This is a genomic window from Candidatus Paracaedibacteraceae bacterium (assembly GCA_019636055.1).
Taxonomy (GTDB): domain Bacteria; phylum Pseudomonadota; class Alphaproteobacteria; order Paracaedibacterales; family Paracaedibacteraceae; genus Paracaedibacter.
On the sequence record JAHBYH010000005.1, the window covers coordinates 24,906 to 41,152 of the forward strand.

The following is a 16,247-nucleotide window of genomic DNA, read 5'->3' on the forward strand; positions in this document are numbered from 1 at the left end:
AAATGATTTTTGATTGGTCAGCGTTTTTTAATGGCTTTGGCACCGGCGCGGGTTTAATCATTGCTATTGGTGCTCAGAATGCTTTTATTTTAAAACAAGCCATTTTGCGCAATCATGTTTTGACAATTGCCATCGTTTGTTCGATTGTCGACACAGTTTTGATTTTATGTGGTGTTTTTGGTTTTGCAACACTCCTAGAATCGAGCCCTATTTTAATTCAAATCGCAAAGTGGGGTGGTTTTATTTTCTTAGGAATTTATGGATTACGGTCCTTTCTGGCCATGCGAAAAAGTCATGCTATAGAACTCGACAAATCAAAGAAGAAACCATCTTGGCGGAAAATTATTGCGTTAACACTCGCTTTTAGCTTACTTAATCCCCATGTGTATTTGGATGCGGTTGTTTTACTCGGCAGCATTAGCTCACAATTCCCAGATGCAGAACAACCGTCATTCGCTGTTGGGGCTTGCCTTGCCTCCATTACATGGTTTTTCTCATTATGCTATGGGGCGCAATATCTTGCCCCATTTTTCACCAACCCGAAGTCATGGAAAATCCTAGATTTTCTGGTTGGGGTTATCATGTGGGCTATTGCTGCAGCAATTTTGATGTAAAATATATAAGAAAACCTGTTATTAACCGTTATCACGAATAAAATCAGCTACCTTTACTCCCTTATTTCTTTCCCAATCACGCAGAAAATTCTCAAAAAGGGTAAAGTTTTGATGAGCAATAGTATCCGCACCAGCCCTTTCAAATAGAAGAGGCATACGCTGCATTGCATGATACACAGCCGCAACTTCTTCTATATGGAAATTTGCTACTAGGTCGTCATGATTAAGTGGCTGTGTCTCATAATAAGATATATTGAACCCAGATAAATGTCCCAATAAATCATTATATTCTTGTAAATCAAAATTGACCCTTGCTTCTACATCACCATGATTTCTACTATTAGAAGAACTCGCTGCATGGTCATCTTGAGAAAAAGATGCCCCGCATAAACAACTATATAAGAGTACTGTATTTAAAAACTTCATATCAACCTCTATTAAATAAAACCAATCGCCTCTTGTACACATAAAATTTTGAAAAAATAGGATAGATCAATCGTTAAAATACTAAGCGATAATATCGTATAATACATTAATTAATAATTAACTTACAATAACATCAGTTCGACATAAGAAGGTCTATCCAGCAATAGAATCCGTCATCCTCGACTAGAAATTATAAGTTTTCGTTAGAAAACGCTAAGGATTTCTTGATCGGGGATGACGAACCTGTCTGATCTTTCTTATATCGAACTCACGTTAGATTAAGCAGCCTCGATAACTTCTTTTACTTTCACTGCTAAATCCTTTAAGGTATAGGGTTTTGGTAAGAAATGAATATCGGCATCATCATCCAAATTTTTTCGGAATGTATCTTCGGTGTAACCTGAGATAAAAATTGTTTTGGCTGTCGGATAAATATCACGAATTCTCTTATTCAACGTCGGACCATCCATTTTAGGCATAACAACGTCGGTAATTAAAACGTCAAATTTCTCGCCATTCTCAACCATCGTCAATGCTGAGTCACCATTATTAGCCTCAATCACAGTATAGCCTTTTTCACGCAAAGCTCGCGCACTAAACATACGGACAGCATCTTCATCTTCAACTAATAAAACACGCCCACCACCTGTTAAATCCTGTGCACTGACCTCCGTTTTAAAGGATTCGACTTCAACAACACCATTATGTCGTGGTAATAAAATTTTAAATATTGTTCCGTGATCTATTTTACTCTCTACTTGAACAAAACCGCCTGTTTGCTTAACAATCCCGTAAACAGTTGAAAGGCCCAACCCTGTTCCCTCTCCAACTTCTTTTGTTGAGAAAAAGGGCTCAAAAATTAACTCTAAATGCTCAGGATCAATACCCGTCCCCGTATCAATTACCTCAATTGCAACATAATCCCCTTTAGGAATGACATCATGGCCATAGCGTTGTTGTTTTGCAAAATGAACATTCGATGTTCTGAGCGTTAAGACACCGCCGGATTTCATCGCATCACGGGCATTAACAACAAGGTTAATAATCACCTGTTCCAACTGCCCAATATCAGCTTTGACAAACCACAAATCCCGAGCATGAACCATTTTCAACTCAATACCAGCCCCAATTAAGCGACGAAGCAAGGTTGATAACTCAACCAAATTGTCGGTAATATTGGTCACCTTAGGTTGCAACGTTTGCTGACGAGAGAACGCTAATAATTGGCGAACCAGGTTTGCGGCTCGGTTGGCATTTTGTTTAATTTGCACAATATCGTTATATGAGGGGTCATTGGGCAAGTAACGCTGCAACAACAAATCACAATAGCCAATCATAGCCGTCAATAGATTATTAAAATCATGGGCGACCCCACCAGCCAATTGACCAACAGCTTGCATTTTTTGAGATTGAATAAATTGCCCCTGCAACCGCTTTTGTTCAGAAATATCGATAAATTGCAGCATAATCTCAGCAATACCATTTCTGGAAATCGAACGCGATGGATAAGCTGTTGTCTGAATCCGATCACCTTCAAACCGAACCTCAAAAGGTGATATCATGGTTTTCTGTTCAAAGGCTTTGGTCAATCGCTCAATAATATCATTCCGTTGAGCAGGAACGACAAGATCACAAAATTTACCGCGTGGGTTAAGTTCACCCAACATCGTTGTAAACGCAGGGTTTGACGAAGCAATATCACCATATTGATTAATCATAACTGCCGGTATGGCTGCGTCTAAATAGCTGGAATCTTGGATTAACTCACCTGCAGTTAATCCAACCGCATTATCTAGCCGACAAAGAATAGATGGGCTTACCTTATTTTGCCCCCCTTCTTCCGGTTTAAATAAAAGTGCCTTAAAACCTGGACCGCCTTTATTAAAGACTCGGACCATCCCGCGGTACGAATCTGCATCCTTGATTAAGTCGCTGACAGGCCTGCCAATTATTTCATCACGTGACAGATCAAGCCATTTGCTAAGTGTTGAGTTCACCCCAAGAATTTTACCTTGCTTACTTGAATAAAAAATCCCAAAAGGAGCCTGATCAACGAAGAGTTGTAATTGATCAAACTGCTGACGTAATTGGTTATAAGAATCAAAATGGACTGTTAAGTCTCGCAGAACAGTAACAAAGCTGTTTTTTTCAAACGGGGATAAACTGAAAAGAATCCAACGTTGATCTGCCCCTAACCCATTACCGCCCGTATTAAATAAAACCTCACCACGTTGACGATTCTCAATCATTGATTTTATTTTTTCTGCCAGCCCGGGATCTGCAATTTTCATCATCAGTTTTCGAATATATTCGGTCAAAGATGGATAAGCATTTAAGTGTGTTGACCAAATAACTTTATTCTGCCCATCAAAAGCAACTGATTCAATATGGGGTGCCAAAGCACTAACAGCACCCTGTAAATGATTCATGGTTAGTGAAAGACCTCGGCTAATATATACCGCACGAATCCAATAGATCAAAGCAACAAACGTAATGCCACCTATAGTTAAAAGACTAGCGGCCTCGTACCAATCCTGAACATAATAAGCCAAATAACCAAATGCCATAGCCCAGCATGTTACAGCAATCACGGCAACTAATGAGATCAATAATCGTCCCATGTTTTCCTCTAACCAATAAATTCCCTCTCTATTTAATGGTACCTGACCCCCTTGTTTTTGCAATACAAAAAAGGCCCTGACATGTCAGAGCCTTTTAAAAAAACAGCTTATTATACAATTAAGCGGTATGTTTTTTCGCACCTAAGTTGAACAAGACATAAGCAAAACCGGCAAATGCAATGGTTCCTAAGATTGTAGCTGTCTGTACAAAGTCTTCACCAACAAGCGCAAAAACACTTGTGCTTTGGTACGCTGCAAATGGAATAGCCAAAACAATTCCAATCAAAGCATCACCAGCGATCATACCAGCACTGAATAGCAATCCCTTACGTTCTGATGCTAAATATGCTTTCTCTTGAGTCTCAGGTGTTTCGGACGCAACTTTTTTCTTAAGGCTACGTCGTGCCATAAAGCTGACAACACCACCGATAATCAACGGCAAAGTTACGTCCATGGGCAAATAAATACCCAATGCAATCGCGAGAACAGATAGGCGATATTCCGCATTACGAGGGGCAAGAATCAGACGGTCAACTAACATAACCGCAACACCAATTCCAACACCAATCATAACCAGTGCCCAATCTAATTTCTGCTCAAAAATACCCTGAGCAACGCTCGCCATAAGAGTTGCTTGTGGTGCAGCTAAAGCCTTTGATGGATCCATCCCTTCACGAGGGAACACACCAGCCATCCCATAAGCATCAAATAAGAGTTGTAGGATCGGAGCAACAACAGCCGCCCCAGCAACAACACCAACAATCAGAGTTAACTGTTGTTTCCATGGCGTTGCACCAACCAATTGACCAGACTTCAGATCTTGCAAGTTATCGCAACTTAGAGATGCAGCAGCAGCGACAACACCACCAATAAAGATAACAACGGCAGCCAACGAGAGAACTTCTTTAGAAGCAACACCGAATGTGACTTCATTCCCAAGAATAGCAATCAACGCAAAACTAACGAGTAAAATAGCACCAATCGTGATCCCGGATAGCGGATTTGCTGAAGATCCGACAATACCGGCCATGTAGCCACCAATGGAAGCACAAATAAAACCAATAACCAAAGATGCAACCGTCAAAAAACCTAATGTTGCTGCATAAGCAATGCTTGAGATCGGCAAATTTGCACCGGCCATAACATGATTAAATAGCATAGCAATTGGAATTGACAAAAGCAAAGTTCCGCCAATAACCCAAGTCATGGGAATATCATATTCAGTTCTAACCGGTTTTTGAGAAACGCCTTGACGAGCCATCTTCATAGCTGCAAACGAAGAACTAACTGCTTCTTTAATTGGTTTTATCAAATTAGCAATGGCATATAAACCACCAAAAACCATGGTTCCAACACCAATATAACGAATTTTTGCCCCTTTAATTGCCATCGCAAAATCGATAGCAGAAGCATCAGCGGTTAACCCAAAAGCTTCAGGCCCACCAAAAAACGCATAAAGAGGAACAATAACCAACCAAGCCAAAGCTGTACCGACCAACAAGTTAATCGCGACCTTAAGTCCAACAATAAAACCAGCACCGATCATTGCAAGCGATAAACCACTGCTGAAACCAACAACGGTTCCGCCAATCTTAACCCAACCGGCAACAGATTCAGACATCACTTGGAACCCGCTTTGCAGAAATTTCATGATACTCGCGCCAACCGCACCACCAACAAGTAACCCGGCACCAGAACCAGATTCGTCTGAATCATTGGATGCACCAGCTTTTAAAACTTCAGCCGTTGCAACACCTTCAGGAAACTTAAGCCCCCCTTCAACGATCAATGCACGACGCAGCGGTACCGAGAATAAAACACCCAAAACGCCACCAATAACAGCAATCAATGTAATTTGTGTATAGTCTAGTGTTTGCCAGTACTGCAAAACAAGCAATGCCGGAATAGTAAAGATTGTACTCGCGGCAATAACTTCACCAGCAGAAGCAATTGTTTGGACGATATTGTTTTCAAGGATAGTCGAGTTTCTAAAAAGGCGCAAAACAGCCATTGAAATAACAGCCGCCGGAATAGATGCAGAGATCGTCTGCCCCATCTTCAAGCCCAAGTACGCATTCGAGCCGGCTAAGACAATAGCTAATATAATACCAAGAATAATCGCCTTGATTGTTGTTTCTGGAATGTTGTCTGAGGCTTTTATAAACGGGATCACCGATCCCGATTGTTGTTGTGATTCCATGGTCTCACTCTTTCTTGCAAGATTGGTTTTTGACATGAATTAACCCTTTCTTTACGCATCGTTAATTCTAAATTAACCGATTAAACTCAACCAGCCTAACAAATATTTTAACTTTAACCAAGATTAATTGTCATATATTTTCAATACTTAGCCATTTTCTTTTTAAATCGACCCCCCAAGCAAACCCACCTATTGCTTGATTTTTAGCTAAAATTCTATGACATGGTATTAAAATACCAACAGGGTTGGCGCCCACTGCTTGCCCCACGGCTCGGTACGCTTTTGGCCGCCCAATAGCTGTGGCAACATCGCTATAACTGCAAGTCTCTCCTTGTTTTACTGATAGCAAATATTGCCAAACCTCTGCCTGAAAATCCGTACCTGACGCTACTATTTTTTGAAAAATCGGCATTGGCGGACAGTCTTGATCGGCAGCAGGAGCAAGACGATGAAGAACATCATCCGTATAGTGGATTTCGACTACACCATATAATCCAAAGGAAAACAGGCCCTTTTTTTGTTCCGCATAGGTTACATCAAATTTTTTTTTAGGAATTACGTTCAAAATCATAAGAATAAATTTTACCAAAATTGTTTTTTTTGCTAAGGTGAGCTCAAGTTGAGAAAACTTAACAACGGTTCTGTATGAGTCATAACACAAATCGCCCAAAACAACCAGTGGCTTCTCTCGCCCTGAGAGCGGGAACTGAATTTATTTCCGGCCTTATTGTCGGTGTTATCTTTGGTCTTGGCATTGATCACTTTTTTAATACAAAGCCGTTTGGGCTTATTGTTATGATTTTGTTAGGTGCAGCCGCAGGCTTTCGAAACATATTTAGACTTGTTAGCTATAGCTCATCCGATGTAAAATCAGATGAGCAGAATAAATCGGATACTTGAATTTCGGAGATACAATAATGATCGATCCACTGCACCAATTTATGATCACCCCTTTGATTCAGTTATCACTGGTTGGGTATGACGTTTCTTTCACAAATTCATCCTTATTTATGGTCTTAGCAACACTCAGTTCGATCTTATTAATGGCAGTCGCCACCCGTTCTCCTCAATTAATTCCTGGTCGTATACAATTTATTGGTGAGTCCCTGCATCGTTTTGTCGGGCAAATGATTAAAGACAACATTGGGGAAGAAGGTATGCCGTACCTTCCCTATGTAATGAGCTTATTCCTATTTATTCTTATGGGGAATGCGTTGGGCATGATCCCTTATGGCTTTACGTTCACCAGCCACATTATCGTCACATTTGCACTAGCGATGATTGTCTTTGTGAGCGTAACAATCCTAGGCTTCATTAAACACGGCACACACTTCTTACGCCTATTCTGTCCCGAGGGAACACCTTTTTATATTGTCCCTCTGTTGGTTCCCGTAGAAATCATGTCTTACTTCACACGTCCGGTCAGCCTGAGCGTCCGTCTGTTTGCCAATATGATGGCAGGTCATGCGATGCTCAAGATCTTTGCCGGATTTGTGATCATTTTGGCGGGAACAAGTTTGTTCCCTGTCGCAGCCCTACCCTTTGTCGTGAACCTAGCGGTGGTGGGCTTTGAGTTCCTGGTGGCATTCCTCCAGGCCTATGTGTTCACGGTATTAACCTGTATATATCTAAACGATGCAATTCATTTGCATTAATTCAAAAAGGAGAGAGGATCCATGGATTTAGCAGCAGCAAAAATGATCGGTGCCGGTATGGCTGTTATCGCCCTACTCGGTGTTGGAATTGGTTTGGGAAATATTTTTTCTAACTTGATCACATCTATCGCGCGCAACCCATCAGCAAAAAGCGACGTTATGCCTGTTGGTTTATTAGGATTCGCATTGACAGAATCTATCGCATTGATGGCATTCGTCACAGCAATGATGATCTTATTTAGCTAAACTAATACATCACTATCTAGGATGGTTGTTTGCCTTACAGGCAACACAACTGCCAAGATGCAATCAGATGTTAAGTCGGCTATAAATAACGTGAAGCAAAGCACATAAATAACGCGCGAGCAGCATTGTTTTTTATAGTCGACTTATAAAGAATCGGCTATAACAGAAATCGATAACGACTAAAACATCGCATCGTTTAAGATTAAGTCAAGATTAGATGCATGATACACAATTAGAGTGCGTGAATCTAAAAGCGTGAGGATAAAATGCCCCAACTCGATATGTCAACCTTTCCATCTCAGATTTTCTGGCTTGTGATTTGCTTTGGAATTTTATGTTTTGCTATGGTAGCGATTCTGATCCCTCGGATGAGTAAAATCATGGAATCACGAGCGCACGAACTTGAGCTACTAAAAACAAAAGCGAATAAATTAGCTGCCGAAGCTGATGCTTTATCCGCTAAAAACACACACGATTTTGACAAGGCAAAACATCAGGTTCATGCTCAAATATCACACATGATGAGTGACCTTAATAAAATGCGGGACGAGAAAATCCATGCCTTTGAAGAGCACGTCCATCAACAAACCCACATCTTAAGTGAGCAACTAACAAAAGATCGTCACGAAATCGAAGAAAAATCAAAGGATATACTTAAGCATTTGGTTCAGGACATTATCTCTAAACTAACAGAATCATCCCAAGCATCAACTTCTATAAAAGGATAAAGACCATGCACGAAACATCTTTTTTTGACGCTAGTTTTGTTGTTCTCATTGGATTCCTTGTTTTTATGGGAACGGTTTTAAAGTTTGGTTATCGCAAAGCGATTCAAGGAATTGATGCCCAGATCAAAGAGGTATCGCTTACGTTAGAAGAAGCCCAGACCCTTTTACAGATTGCTCAAGATCGCAAACAAACAGAGCTGCAATTAGAAAAACAATTGTCAAAAGAAATTGATGCAATGAAAAAGGCAGCAGACAAACAAATTGAAGAACTACAGCGAACGATGCATGCTAATATCGAAGCAATCCTCGAACGTAAACAGCTTGCGGCAGATTCAACCCTTGACCTCATGCGCAACAGTACAGTTCGACAACTGCAAGAAACATTAACACACGAAGCGGTTACTATTGTACAGCAGTCCATTAAGGCTTTTGATTCAGAGCAAGCACAAAAACTAAATGATTTAGCTATACAAGAACTTAAAGTGTTGCTAACGAATACAGGGGCAAATAATAACGGTGGATCTAAAAAAAAAGCAATTGCATAGAACACCATAAATGGAACAGTCTTTCCTAAAAAACAACTGAGCCTACCTCTATGCTTGAGTTGATTTATGAAGAATCGGTTACATATTAATGCTTAAAACCCGGTGATTATTAGTTGGTTAGCGACCCGCGCTACTCCGTCATTCCTAAGCAAGATTAACAAACGAATTATTGATCGTCATTTTTTGCCCCTCCCCCGCTCTTCGAGCGACCTCTCCCCAAGGTAGAGGAGACGTTAGGGCCTTATAACGACACGGATTAATTATAATTTGATAGGAAGTTTTTTACTTTCTTACATCGAATTCACGTTAACTAAATGCTCTCTGAGCCTCAGCCTTTATATCTGCCTTCTCAAACTTCAAAATCAAGAGGGTTAAAGCAAAAGCAACGATCATAATACCTAGAATAATTAACGCAACATTATACGCTGTACCATTATAAAAGTATCCCATTAAGGCAATGCTTAAAGAAATCAGCAATGAGCGAAAACTCATAATAAGGGAGGATGCTGCGCCTCGAATATTAGGGAATATTTCTAATGATGACGCAAAAATTAGAGGATAAACAATCGCAGCGCCAGAAGCGAACAAGACCATAGATAAGGTTGTCGCAAATGCCTCACATTCCCCTAGAAGACTTAAGGTCAGCATAAGCAATGCCCCGCCAATGCCCATTGCTCCGCCAATCATTAAACTCCTGTGACGCCCCATACGAGAGGAGAAATTGGATGAAAAAGAACTAACCAGTGAAAAGGCACCAACAATGATACCTTGATGCAAAGAATATTCGACAATATTAACCTGATAGGTTTGTTGGTATAAAAATGCAGCACACGCAATAAACGCGAAATAAGCAGCACCGCACGTACTTGGGACAATTGCATAAACCATAAATCGACCACTGGACAACAGTTGCTTAAAATCAGCAGTAATTTTACGGACTGAAATGATGTCTCGTTCTTGACGCGTCTCAGGTAAATACAAAACCAAGAGCACCCAAGAAACCACCGTCACTAAGGCTACAACGCCATAATTCCCACGCCAACCAATAGCTTCATTAATGAAACCACCCAAGACAGGAGCCAAGGCCATCGCTGTTGTTAAAAAGGAATTCATAACCCCAATAAGACGAGCTGATTTTTCACCTTGATAAGCATCGGCAATCATTGCAAAGACGATAACAGCAGAGGCAGAAGCCCCTACCCCCTGAAAAAATCGCGCCAGCAACAAAAGAGGCAAGTCAGGTGCGAGAACACACCCAACAGCCCCCAATACCATAATCAAGTTCCCAATAACCATCAAGGGACGACGACCATAAGCTTCGGACAAAGGCCCATAAACAAGGGCCGCCAAACAAAATCCGGCAAAATTTACAGCAACCGTGAGTTGAATCTCACCTTCACCAACAGCAAAATACCGTGCCATATCAGGAAATCCGGGCACAGAAATATCAACCTCAATACAACAAGCAACGAGGGATAAAACAAGTAATGGAAAAAACAGACGCGACATGATCGTACTCCTGATCAGGTTTAAACATCAATTATAATGGAAATAGGGATAAAAAGCTAAAAAGTCTATATAATTAGATCCGATAATTTTCCAACAAGATACAAAGAGCAAAACGTACAATTAAGTTCATAAGCAACGATATAATACTGCCGGAGAATCAAATGGAATGACTATACGTATTGGATACATAGACAACTCTTTTGTATACCAATATCACAGTCCCCGTCAAGACAAACAAACCACTAGCCATCCCCTAGCACCTATGCCATAATTCAATGAATCATATTGTGGAGGATTTTTCATGACAACAACAGATAAAGGAAAAGCGTTAGACGCCGCTCTATCCCAGATTGAACGCGCTTTTGGCAAAGGATCCGTCATGCGTCTTGGTCAACGCGAAACCGTTGAAATTGATGCGGTCTCTTCAGGCTCATTGGGGCTTGATATTGCTTTGGGTATCGGCGGGTTCCCGCGTGGTCGTATCATCGAAATTTATGGCCCTGAATCATCCGGTAAGACAACATTGGCTCTACATGCTGTTGCCGAAGCACAAAAAACTGGAGGCACTTGTGCATTCGTTGACGCAGAACATGCCCTTGATCCATCCTATGCCAGGAAATTAGGTGTCAATATTGATAATCTAATTATTTCCCAGCCGGATACAGGGGAACAAGCTTTAGAAATTGCAGACACTCTTGTCCGCAGTGGCGCCATCGATGTTTTGATCGTTGACTCGGTTGCAGCATTGGTTCCAAAAGCTGAACTCGAAGGTGACATGGGTGATTCTCATATGGGGCTACAAGCTCGTTTGATGAGCCAAGCCTTGCGTAAGTTAACAGGATCTATTCACAAAACCAACTGTATGGTTATTTTCATCAACCAGATTCGCCAAAAAATTGGTGTGATGTTTGGTAACCCCGAAACCACAACTGGTGGTAATGCGTTGAAATTTTATGCCTCTGTTCGCCTCGACATTCGTCGTATTGGATCCATTAAAGACAAAGATCAGGTTGTTGGTAACCAAACCCGTGTCAAAGTTGTTAAAAACAAAATGGCCCCTCCTTTTAAAGTGGTTGATTTTGACATCATGTACGGCGAAGGAGTTTCCAAAACCGGTGAGCTCATTGACCTCGGCGTTTCTGCTGGCGTTGTTGACAAGGCCGGATCTTGGTATTCCATGGGATCCCAACGTATTGGTCAAGGCAAAGAGTCTGCGCGTCAATTCTTAAAGGATAACCCGGACATTGCCACCCAAATCGAAACAGCGATCCGTGGTAATGCCGGTCTTTTAGCCGATGGCATGATGCGTGGTCCTGATGGGGAAACTGCGGGTGAAGCCGAGGCAGATGCTGCGTAAATATTGAGAATCCTACCCCTCTCTAAAGAGAGGGGTAGGAAAACTCTCTACCAGATTCAACAAGCTGCATATTATCTCACCAAATACCCTAAGAAAACCAATAGACCAACCCACTGGTTGACAACAAAGAAATCTCGACATTGGTCAACATTTTTCAAATCCAAAACCTGTAATTTTTTCAAAATATAGGCAATAGCCCCGGCAAAAAATACATATGGTAAAAAGCTAGAATGTGCTAAATAGCAAGATAGACTTAATAACATACCCATCCCTAAATAGAGAATTGTAATAATAGTTTTGGGGGCTTTTTCAAAAACCAAAGCAGTTGATCCGATATCTAAATGGCGATCATCCTCAATATCCTGAAAAGCATAAACCGTATCATAAGCAACCGTCCATAAAATCCCCGCAACATAACCAAAAACAACGCCCATATGGAAAATATTTGGCGTAAAAATTGCAACAGCCATGGGAAAACCGATATTAAAGGCCAAACCCAACACAACTTGCGGATAATTCGTAAATCTTTTGGCTAAGGGATAGACCATGAATAATATTGTGGCAACAACGCCAATCACCCAACATCGAACAGGAAACTGAATCAGAACCAATAAACCAATGGCGCACAGTGTCAAGAAGAAGCAAAAAGCAGCCTTAAGACTCACTTCACCAGAGACCAAGGGTCTCAGTTTTGTGCGCGCGACGCGTTGATCCACGTCACGATCAAAATAATCATTAACAATACAGCCTGCTGCACGCATAGCAGTTGCTCCTAGAGCAAACAGAGCCATCAATTTTAAATCGATAGCAAATCCTTGAATATAGGCAAGCCCCCACCAACAGGGAAATAAAATTAAAGCAATCCCGATGGGTTTATCAAATCGCCCTAAACGCAACAATGAATTTAACATGAGAATTGATCGACCCGTGTTTGATGACGACCACCGTCAAAGGAAAAGGATACAAACGCATCAACAATGTGTTTCGCCAGTTCATCCCCCAAGACTCGCCCCCCCAAACAGAGAACATTAGCATTGTTATGCTGACGCGCTAGTTGGGCATCCAGCCCTGTCGAACATCGAGCAGCTCTGATATGTTGGTGACGATTCACAGCCATACACATCCCAAGTCCCGTTCCACAAATCAAAATCCCCAACGCGTCAGGATCTGTTTTAAGAGCATCTGCTAATTTCTGGGCATAATCCGGATAGTTGACAGACTCCAATGACTTTGTTCCCAAGTCAATAACGGTATGACTTGTTAAATAACCTTTTAAGATTGCTTTAAGAGCAAATCCCCCATGATCAGCTGCAATATAAATTTTTGACATACTCTATTCTTTCTTTTATATAGTCGTTTCAGTTGATTCTCCGACGAAGGAAAAGAAACGACGTGTCCAATGAAAAGCACGAACGAAGATATAATACCAAGTCTCAGATTAAATTATACGAATGGATTTCAGAGTGAGGCTGCGCAAGTGTACAAAAGCACATGCGCAAAGCCGAATCTCGCAAAATTCGTTTGGAGAATTTAGAAATGAGATTTGGTATAACAACCTTCCAGTCACAAATCAAATAACTATAGACCAATTATTTTTAATAATATCACTGAATTAATAAGATCGACAAGTTCTCATCATGACTTTATCTCTATTGAATGTTCTTGAGTCTCAAGATCGTTCTCTCAGTCAATTTCATTAAATCACACCTTGGCACTGGAAACATATTTGATACGGCCTCCTTAAAAATTCTTAGGTTTTCGATCGTAAATTCGCCGGGCTGTAATAACTTTCGATGCAATGCCGTTGCCTCAAGATTGGGTTCTTCATGATCTTTATAAAACCATATCCAATAATCCAAATCACGCTGATCAATATTTGCCCGTTGAATCAAGTGATAATCCAGCGTTGGGACAACCACAGGGACTAAAGAATGCACAGGCAGTCTTGGACGTTCAGATACCTCTTGCGGCACAAACTGTACTTTATAAAAGAAGTCAAACTTGATATGATTTAACGTATCGGATTCATCATAAGCATTCAAAAAACTAAAGAGCAACATTAAAACATGAAGCATTTACACCTCCTGATGTATCTATATTTATGATATGATGTTAAAGTTACTAATTCGTGAAACCGGATGTGTAAAACTCGACAGTGTCCTCAATTTTCGGTAAAGTTAGTGCAATGTTGTTGGTTGCTAAGGAAATAAAATGGGCGGTCTACCCTATGTTGGTCAGGGGCTTTTACTGGTCACAGCCCTCTTAATGAGCCTATCAACTCGATTTTCAAAACTAAGCTTAGTCAGTCTTATCATGTTGCTCAGCTGTTTCGGCTTGCTTATCTATGCCCATGTTACATCGGATTTTTCCTTTGTTCACGTTGTTCAATATTCCCATACAACCAAACCACTCCTCTATAAAATTTCTGGTGTCTGGGGAAATCACGAGGGATCAATGTTATTATGGCTTGTGCTTTTTTATAGCATGGGCATCTTGGCTACTCGTTCTTATCCTAAGGCATTAGCTTGGCTAAATTATATTGCACTTTCGATCGTTCTATTCCTCATTATGGCATGCGATCCTTTCAAGAGCATGGCAATGTCTGTGGATAACGGACAGGACTTGAATCCGTTACTTCAAGATCCGCTTTTGGCAATCCACCCACCGATTCTATATCTGGGTATTGTCACCAGTTTTATTCCTGTTTTGCTGGCGATCAGTGGCGGGATATCTCAGTTATCTCGATTTTGGATAACTGTTTCATGGACTTTTATGGCTATTGGCATTTCACTCGGTAGTTTTTGGGCTTATTATGAATTGGGTTGGGGTGGCTGGTGGTTTTGGGATCCTGTTGAAAACGCAGCCCTTGTTCCATGGCTCCTCCAAACAGCCGCTTTGCACAGCTCAATCAAGACCCAATCACGCTCAGCCCTGTCTTTTTGTTTCATGAGTATGGCCAGCAGTTTAATCGGCACCTTTATTATCCGATCAGGCCTTGTCACTTCAGTCCATAGTTTTGCTATTGATCCTGAACGCGGTCTTTTCTTGGCACTTGTTTGCTGTGTTATTCTGATCCCCCTTGCTTGGCAAGTCTGGAAAACCACGCCTCAACTCAACAAAATGAATACCGTGGTAACCCCTCTTAGTATCGGGATTTTTCTTATGGGCTTTGCTGCCCTTGTTGTTACATTTGGCACCGTGTATCCCATTATCCTCAGTTGGTTCGGCCACCTAATTACGGTGGGTGCTCCTTACTTCAATAAAACAATCATTCCTGTTTTCCTTAGTATCATCGTTTTAATGGCTGTTGATCCTTGGGAAAAATCCTATAATGCAGGCAGCCCATCTCTTTTAATTGCAGCCATTAGTGCCTTGATTTTATGGGACTATGGCCATCAGAAAAGCATCCCCGTCTTATTTGGCTTTGCCCTGGGGATGGGACTTTGTAGTAGTATGGTTCTTGGAATCATTTATCGGCACTGGGCAAAAACAAAAATCCCTATGGTTCTTGCTCATTTTGCTGTGGGGTTATCTGCTATCGGAATTGCCCTTAGTTCCGGATACGAAGAAGATAAGTTGGTCGCCCTCAAGGTTCATGAGACCACAACCATTCACAATATTCCGATCACATTTTCCGAATTAAAGGGTGAACGGGGTGATAATTTCATGGCTCAAACAGCTGTCCTGACCACAGACAAAGGCCACCTTAAACCTGAAAAGAGATTCTTTATCACACAAAAAATTATCCACCCCGAATCAGCTATTCAATCACGAGGTCTCGATCATCTTTATGTAACATTAGGCGATCGTTATGATGATGACAGTTGGGGATTTCGTCTAAGCTACAAGCCTTGGATTAATTTAATGTGGCTTGGTTTTGCTCTCCTGGGTCTTGCGGGGTTCTTATCCATCACTAAACGCTGGTGGTTGTATCTCCTATTCCCCCTATTTCTTATCGATGGCCAAGCTATTGAGGTTCACGAACAACTTCCGGACCCAAGCCAAGAGCGACGTGCCGTTTATCTGGGATCACAACTTTTATGTCCAACCTGTAATGGGCAACATCTCAATGAATCCGCCGTTGATGAAGCAGAACTTCTTCGCAAAATTATCCGACGACAAATTGAAACAGGCTATACCGACCAACAAATCATTGACTGGTTCGTGGACCGATACGGAGACCGCGTTCTGATCTCCCCTCCCCTTGGGTGGGCAACCTTATTATTATGGATCTTACCTTGGGTCATTTTAGGCATCGGAATGTGGACAAGATTTCGCCATAAATCCCCCTAAAAAACTAAAGTTTTACAAATATTTATCACAACGGACGTAATGACTTTTAGGGG

General features: G+C 41.3%; 16 protein-coding genes. 8 read left to right on the plus strand and 8 right to left on the minus strand.

Annotated elements, in window-relative coordinates; genetic code table 11:
- The first annotated feature begins 2 nt into the window (after positions 1 to 2).
- Positions 3 to 614: an amino acid transporter gene (locus tag KF820_08175; protein ID MBX3458311.1), complete on the plus strand. Its 612-nt coding sequence runs from the start codon at positions 3 to 5 to the stop codon at positions 612 to 614.
- Between the two features lie 21 nt (positions 615 to 635).
- On the opposite strand, the gene KF820_08180 is transcribed toward KF820_08175, so the two are convergent.
- From KF820_08180 to KF820_08195, 4 genes are all read right to left on the minus strand, one after another.
- Positions 636 to 1,040, minus strand: a complete 405-nt coding sequence (locus KF820_08180) for a hypothetical protein (GenBank protein MBX3458312.1) — start codon at positions 1,038 to 1,040, stop codon at positions 636 to 638.
- A gap of 278 nt (positions 1,041 to 1,318) precedes the next feature.
- Positions 1,319 to 3,661 carry a response regulator gene (locus KF820_08185; protein ID MBX3458313.1) on the minus strand — a complete coding sequence of 781 codons (2,343 nt, stop codon included), beginning with the start codon at positions 3,659 to 3,661 and terminating at the stop codon, positions 1,319 to 1,321.
- Positions 3,662 to 3,779: 118 nt separating this feature from the next.
- Entirely contained in the window at positions 3,780 to 5,861 is a 2,082-nt protein-coding gene (locus KF820_08190) for an oligopeptide transporter, OPT family (protein MBX3458314.1), read from the minus strand.
- A 130-nt stretch (positions 5,862 to 5,991) separates the two neighbouring features.
- A complete protein-coding gene (locus KF820_08195) occupies positions 5,992 to 6,432 on the minus strand; it encodes an MGMT family protein (protein MBX3458315.1) in 441 nt (146 codons plus the stop codon).
- A 74-nt stretch (positions 6,433 to 6,506) separates the two neighbouring features.
- Between KF820_08195 and KF820_08200 the strand changes: the two genes are divergently transcribed.
- The 5 genes from KF820_08200 to KF820_08220 all read left to right on the plus strand — a co-directional run bounded on the left by KF820_08200 (position 6,507) and on the right by KF820_08220 (position 9,035).
- Positions 6,507 to 6,761, plus strand: a complete 255-nt coding sequence (locus KF820_08200; GenBank protein ID MBX3458316.1) for an AtpZ/AtpI family protein — start codon at positions 6,507 to 6,509, stop codon at positions 6,759 to 6,761.
- 14 nt (positions 6,762 to 6,775) lie between these two features.
- Positions 6,776 to 7,516: a F0F1 ATP synthase subunit A gene (locus KF820_08205; GenBank protein MBX3458317.1), complete on the plus strand. Its 741-nt coding sequence runs from the start codon at positions 6,776 to 6,778 to the stop codon at positions 7,514 to 7,516.
- A gap of 21 nt (positions 7,517 to 7,537) precedes the next feature.
- A complete protein-coding gene (locus tag KF820_08210; GenBank protein MBX3458318.1) occupies positions 7,538 to 7,762 on the plus strand; it encodes a F0F1 ATP synthase subunit C in 225 nt (74 codons plus the stop codon).
- Between the two features lie 266 nt (positions 7,763 to 8,028).
- Positions 8,029 to 8,490 (plus strand): hypothetical protein, encoded by a 462-nt coding sequence (locus KF820_08215; GenBank protein MBX3458319.1) that lies wholly within the window; start codon positions 8,029 to 8,031, stop codon positions 8,488 to 8,490.
- 5 nt (positions 8,491 to 8,495) lie between these two features.
- Positions 8,496 to 9,035, plus strand: a complete 540-nt coding sequence (locus tag KF820_08220; GenBank protein ID MBX3458320.1) for a hypothetical protein — start codon at positions 8,496 to 8,498, stop codon at positions 9,033 to 9,035.
- A gap of 306 nt (positions 9,036 to 9,341) precedes the next feature.
- Here KF820_08220 and KF820_08225 read toward each other — a convergent pair whose 3' ends face one another.
- On the minus strand, positions 9,342 to 10,544 hold the full coding sequence (locus tag KF820_08225) for a Bcr/CflA family efflux MFS transporter (protein ID MBX3458321.1): 1,203 nt from the start codon (positions 10,542 to 10,544) through the stop codon (positions 9,342 to 9,344).
- A 301-nt stretch (positions 10,545 to 10,845) separates the two neighbouring features.
- On the opposite strand from KF820_08225, the gene recA reads away from it, so the two are divergent.
- Positions 10,846 to 11,901: a recombinase RecA gene (recA, locus tag KF820_08230; protein MBX3458322.1), complete on the plus strand. Its 1,056-nt coding sequence runs from the start codon at positions 10,846 to 10,848 to the stop codon at positions 11,899 to 11,901.
- Between the two features lie 71 nt (positions 11,902 to 11,972).
- Here recA and KF820_08235 read toward each other — a convergent pair whose 3' ends face one another.
- The 3 genes from KF820_08235 to KF820_08245 all read right to left on the minus strand — a co-directional run bounded on the left by KF820_08235 (position 11,973) and on the right by KF820_08245 (position 13,976).
- Positions 11,973 to 12,812, minus strand: coding sequence for a 4-hydroxybenzoate octaprenyltransferase (locus KF820_08235; GenBank protein ID MBX3458323.1), 840 nt, complete (start codon positions 12,810 to 12,812; stop codon positions 11,973 to 11,975).
- Positions 12,806 to 13,231, minus strand: a complete 426-nt coding sequence (rpiB, locus tag KF820_08240) for a ribose 5-phosphate isomerase B (GenBank protein ID MBX3458324.1) — start codon at positions 13,229 to 13,231, stop codon at positions 12,806 to 12,808. The genes KF820_08235 and rpiB overlap by 7 nt, the downstream gene beginning before the upstream one ends.
- A 319-nt stretch (positions 13,232 to 13,550) precedes the next feature.
- A complete protein-coding gene (locus KF820_08245) occupies positions 13,551 to 13,976 on the minus strand; it encodes a hypothetical protein (protein ID MBX3458325.1) in 426 nt (141 codons plus the stop codon).
- Positions 13,977 to 14,112: 136 nt separating this feature from the next.
- Here KF820_08245 and ccsA point away from each other — a divergent pair, with 136 nt between their 5' ends.
- Positions 14,113 to 16,194 (plus strand): cytochrome c biogenesis protein CcsA, encoded by a 2,082-nt coding sequence (gene ccsA / locus KF820_08250; protein MBX3458326.1) that lies wholly within the window; start codon positions 14,113 to 14,115, stop codon positions 16,192 to 16,194.
- Positions 16,195 to 16,247: the final 53 nt, after the last annotated feature.

What these genes read in the sequence shown, in the direction of transcription:
- KF820_08175 (MBX3458311.1), top strand. Translation starts at nt 3, where the DNA reads ATGATTTTTGATTGGTCAGCGTTTTTTAATGGCTTTGGCACCGGCGCG.
- KF820_08180 (MBX3458312.1), bottom strand. Translation starts at nt 1,040, where the DNA reads ATGAAGTTTTTAAATACAGTACTCTTATATAGTTGTTTATGCGGGGCA.
- KF820_08185 (MBX3458313.1), bottom strand. Translation starts at nt 3,661, where the DNA reads ATGGGACGATTATTGATCTCATTAGTTGCCGTGATTGCTGTAACATGC.
- KF820_08190 (MBX3458314.1), bottom strand. Translation starts at nt 5,861, where the DNA reads ATGGAATCACAACAACAATCGGGATCGGTGATCCCGTTTATAAAAGCC.
- KF820_08195 (MBX3458315.1), bottom strand. Translation starts at nt 6,432, where the DNA reads ATGATTTTGAACGTAATTCCTAAAAAAAAATTTGATGTAACCTATGCG.
- KF820_08200 (MBX3458316.1), top strand. Translation starts at nt 6,507, where the DNA reads ATGAGTCATAACACAAATCGCCCAAAACAACCAGTGGCTTCTCTCGCC.
- KF820_08210 (MBX3458318.1), top strand. Translation starts at nt 7,538, where the DNA reads ATGGATTTAGCAGCAGCAAAAATGATCGGTGCCGGTATGGCTGTTATC.
- KF820_08215 (MBX3458319.1), top strand. Translation starts at nt 8,029, where the DNA reads ATGCCCCAACTCGATATGTCAACCTTTCCATCTCAGATTTTCTGGCTT.
- KF820_08220 (MBX3458320.1), top strand. Translation starts at nt 8,496, where the DNA reads ATGCACGAAACATCTTTTTTTGACGCTAGTTTTGTTGTTCTCATTGGA.
- KF820_08225 (MBX3458321.1), bottom strand. Translation starts at nt 10,544, where the DNA reads ATGTCGCGTCTGTTTTTTCCATTACTTGTTTTATCCCTCGTTGCTTGT.
- recA (MBX3458322.1), top strand. Translation starts at nt 10,846, where the DNA reads ATGACAACAACAGATAAAGGAAAAGCGTTAGACGCCGCTCTATCCCAG.
- KF820_08235 (MBX3458323.1), bottom strand. Translation starts at nt 12,812, where the DNA reads ATGTTAAATTCATTGTTGCGTTTAGGGCGATTTGATAAACCCATCGGG.
- rpiB (MBX3458324.1), bottom strand. Translation starts at nt 13,231, where the DNA reads ATGTCAAAAATTTATATTGCAGCTGATCATGGGGGATTTGCTCTTAAA.
- KF820_08245 (MBX3458325.1), bottom strand. Translation starts at nt 13,976, where the DNA reads ATGCTTCATGTTTTAATGTTGCTCTTTAGTTTTTTGAATGCTTATGAT.
- ccsA (MBX3458326.1), top strand. Translation starts at nt 14,113, where the DNA reads ATGGGCGGTCTACCCTATGTTGGTCAGGGGCTTTTACTGGTCACAGCC.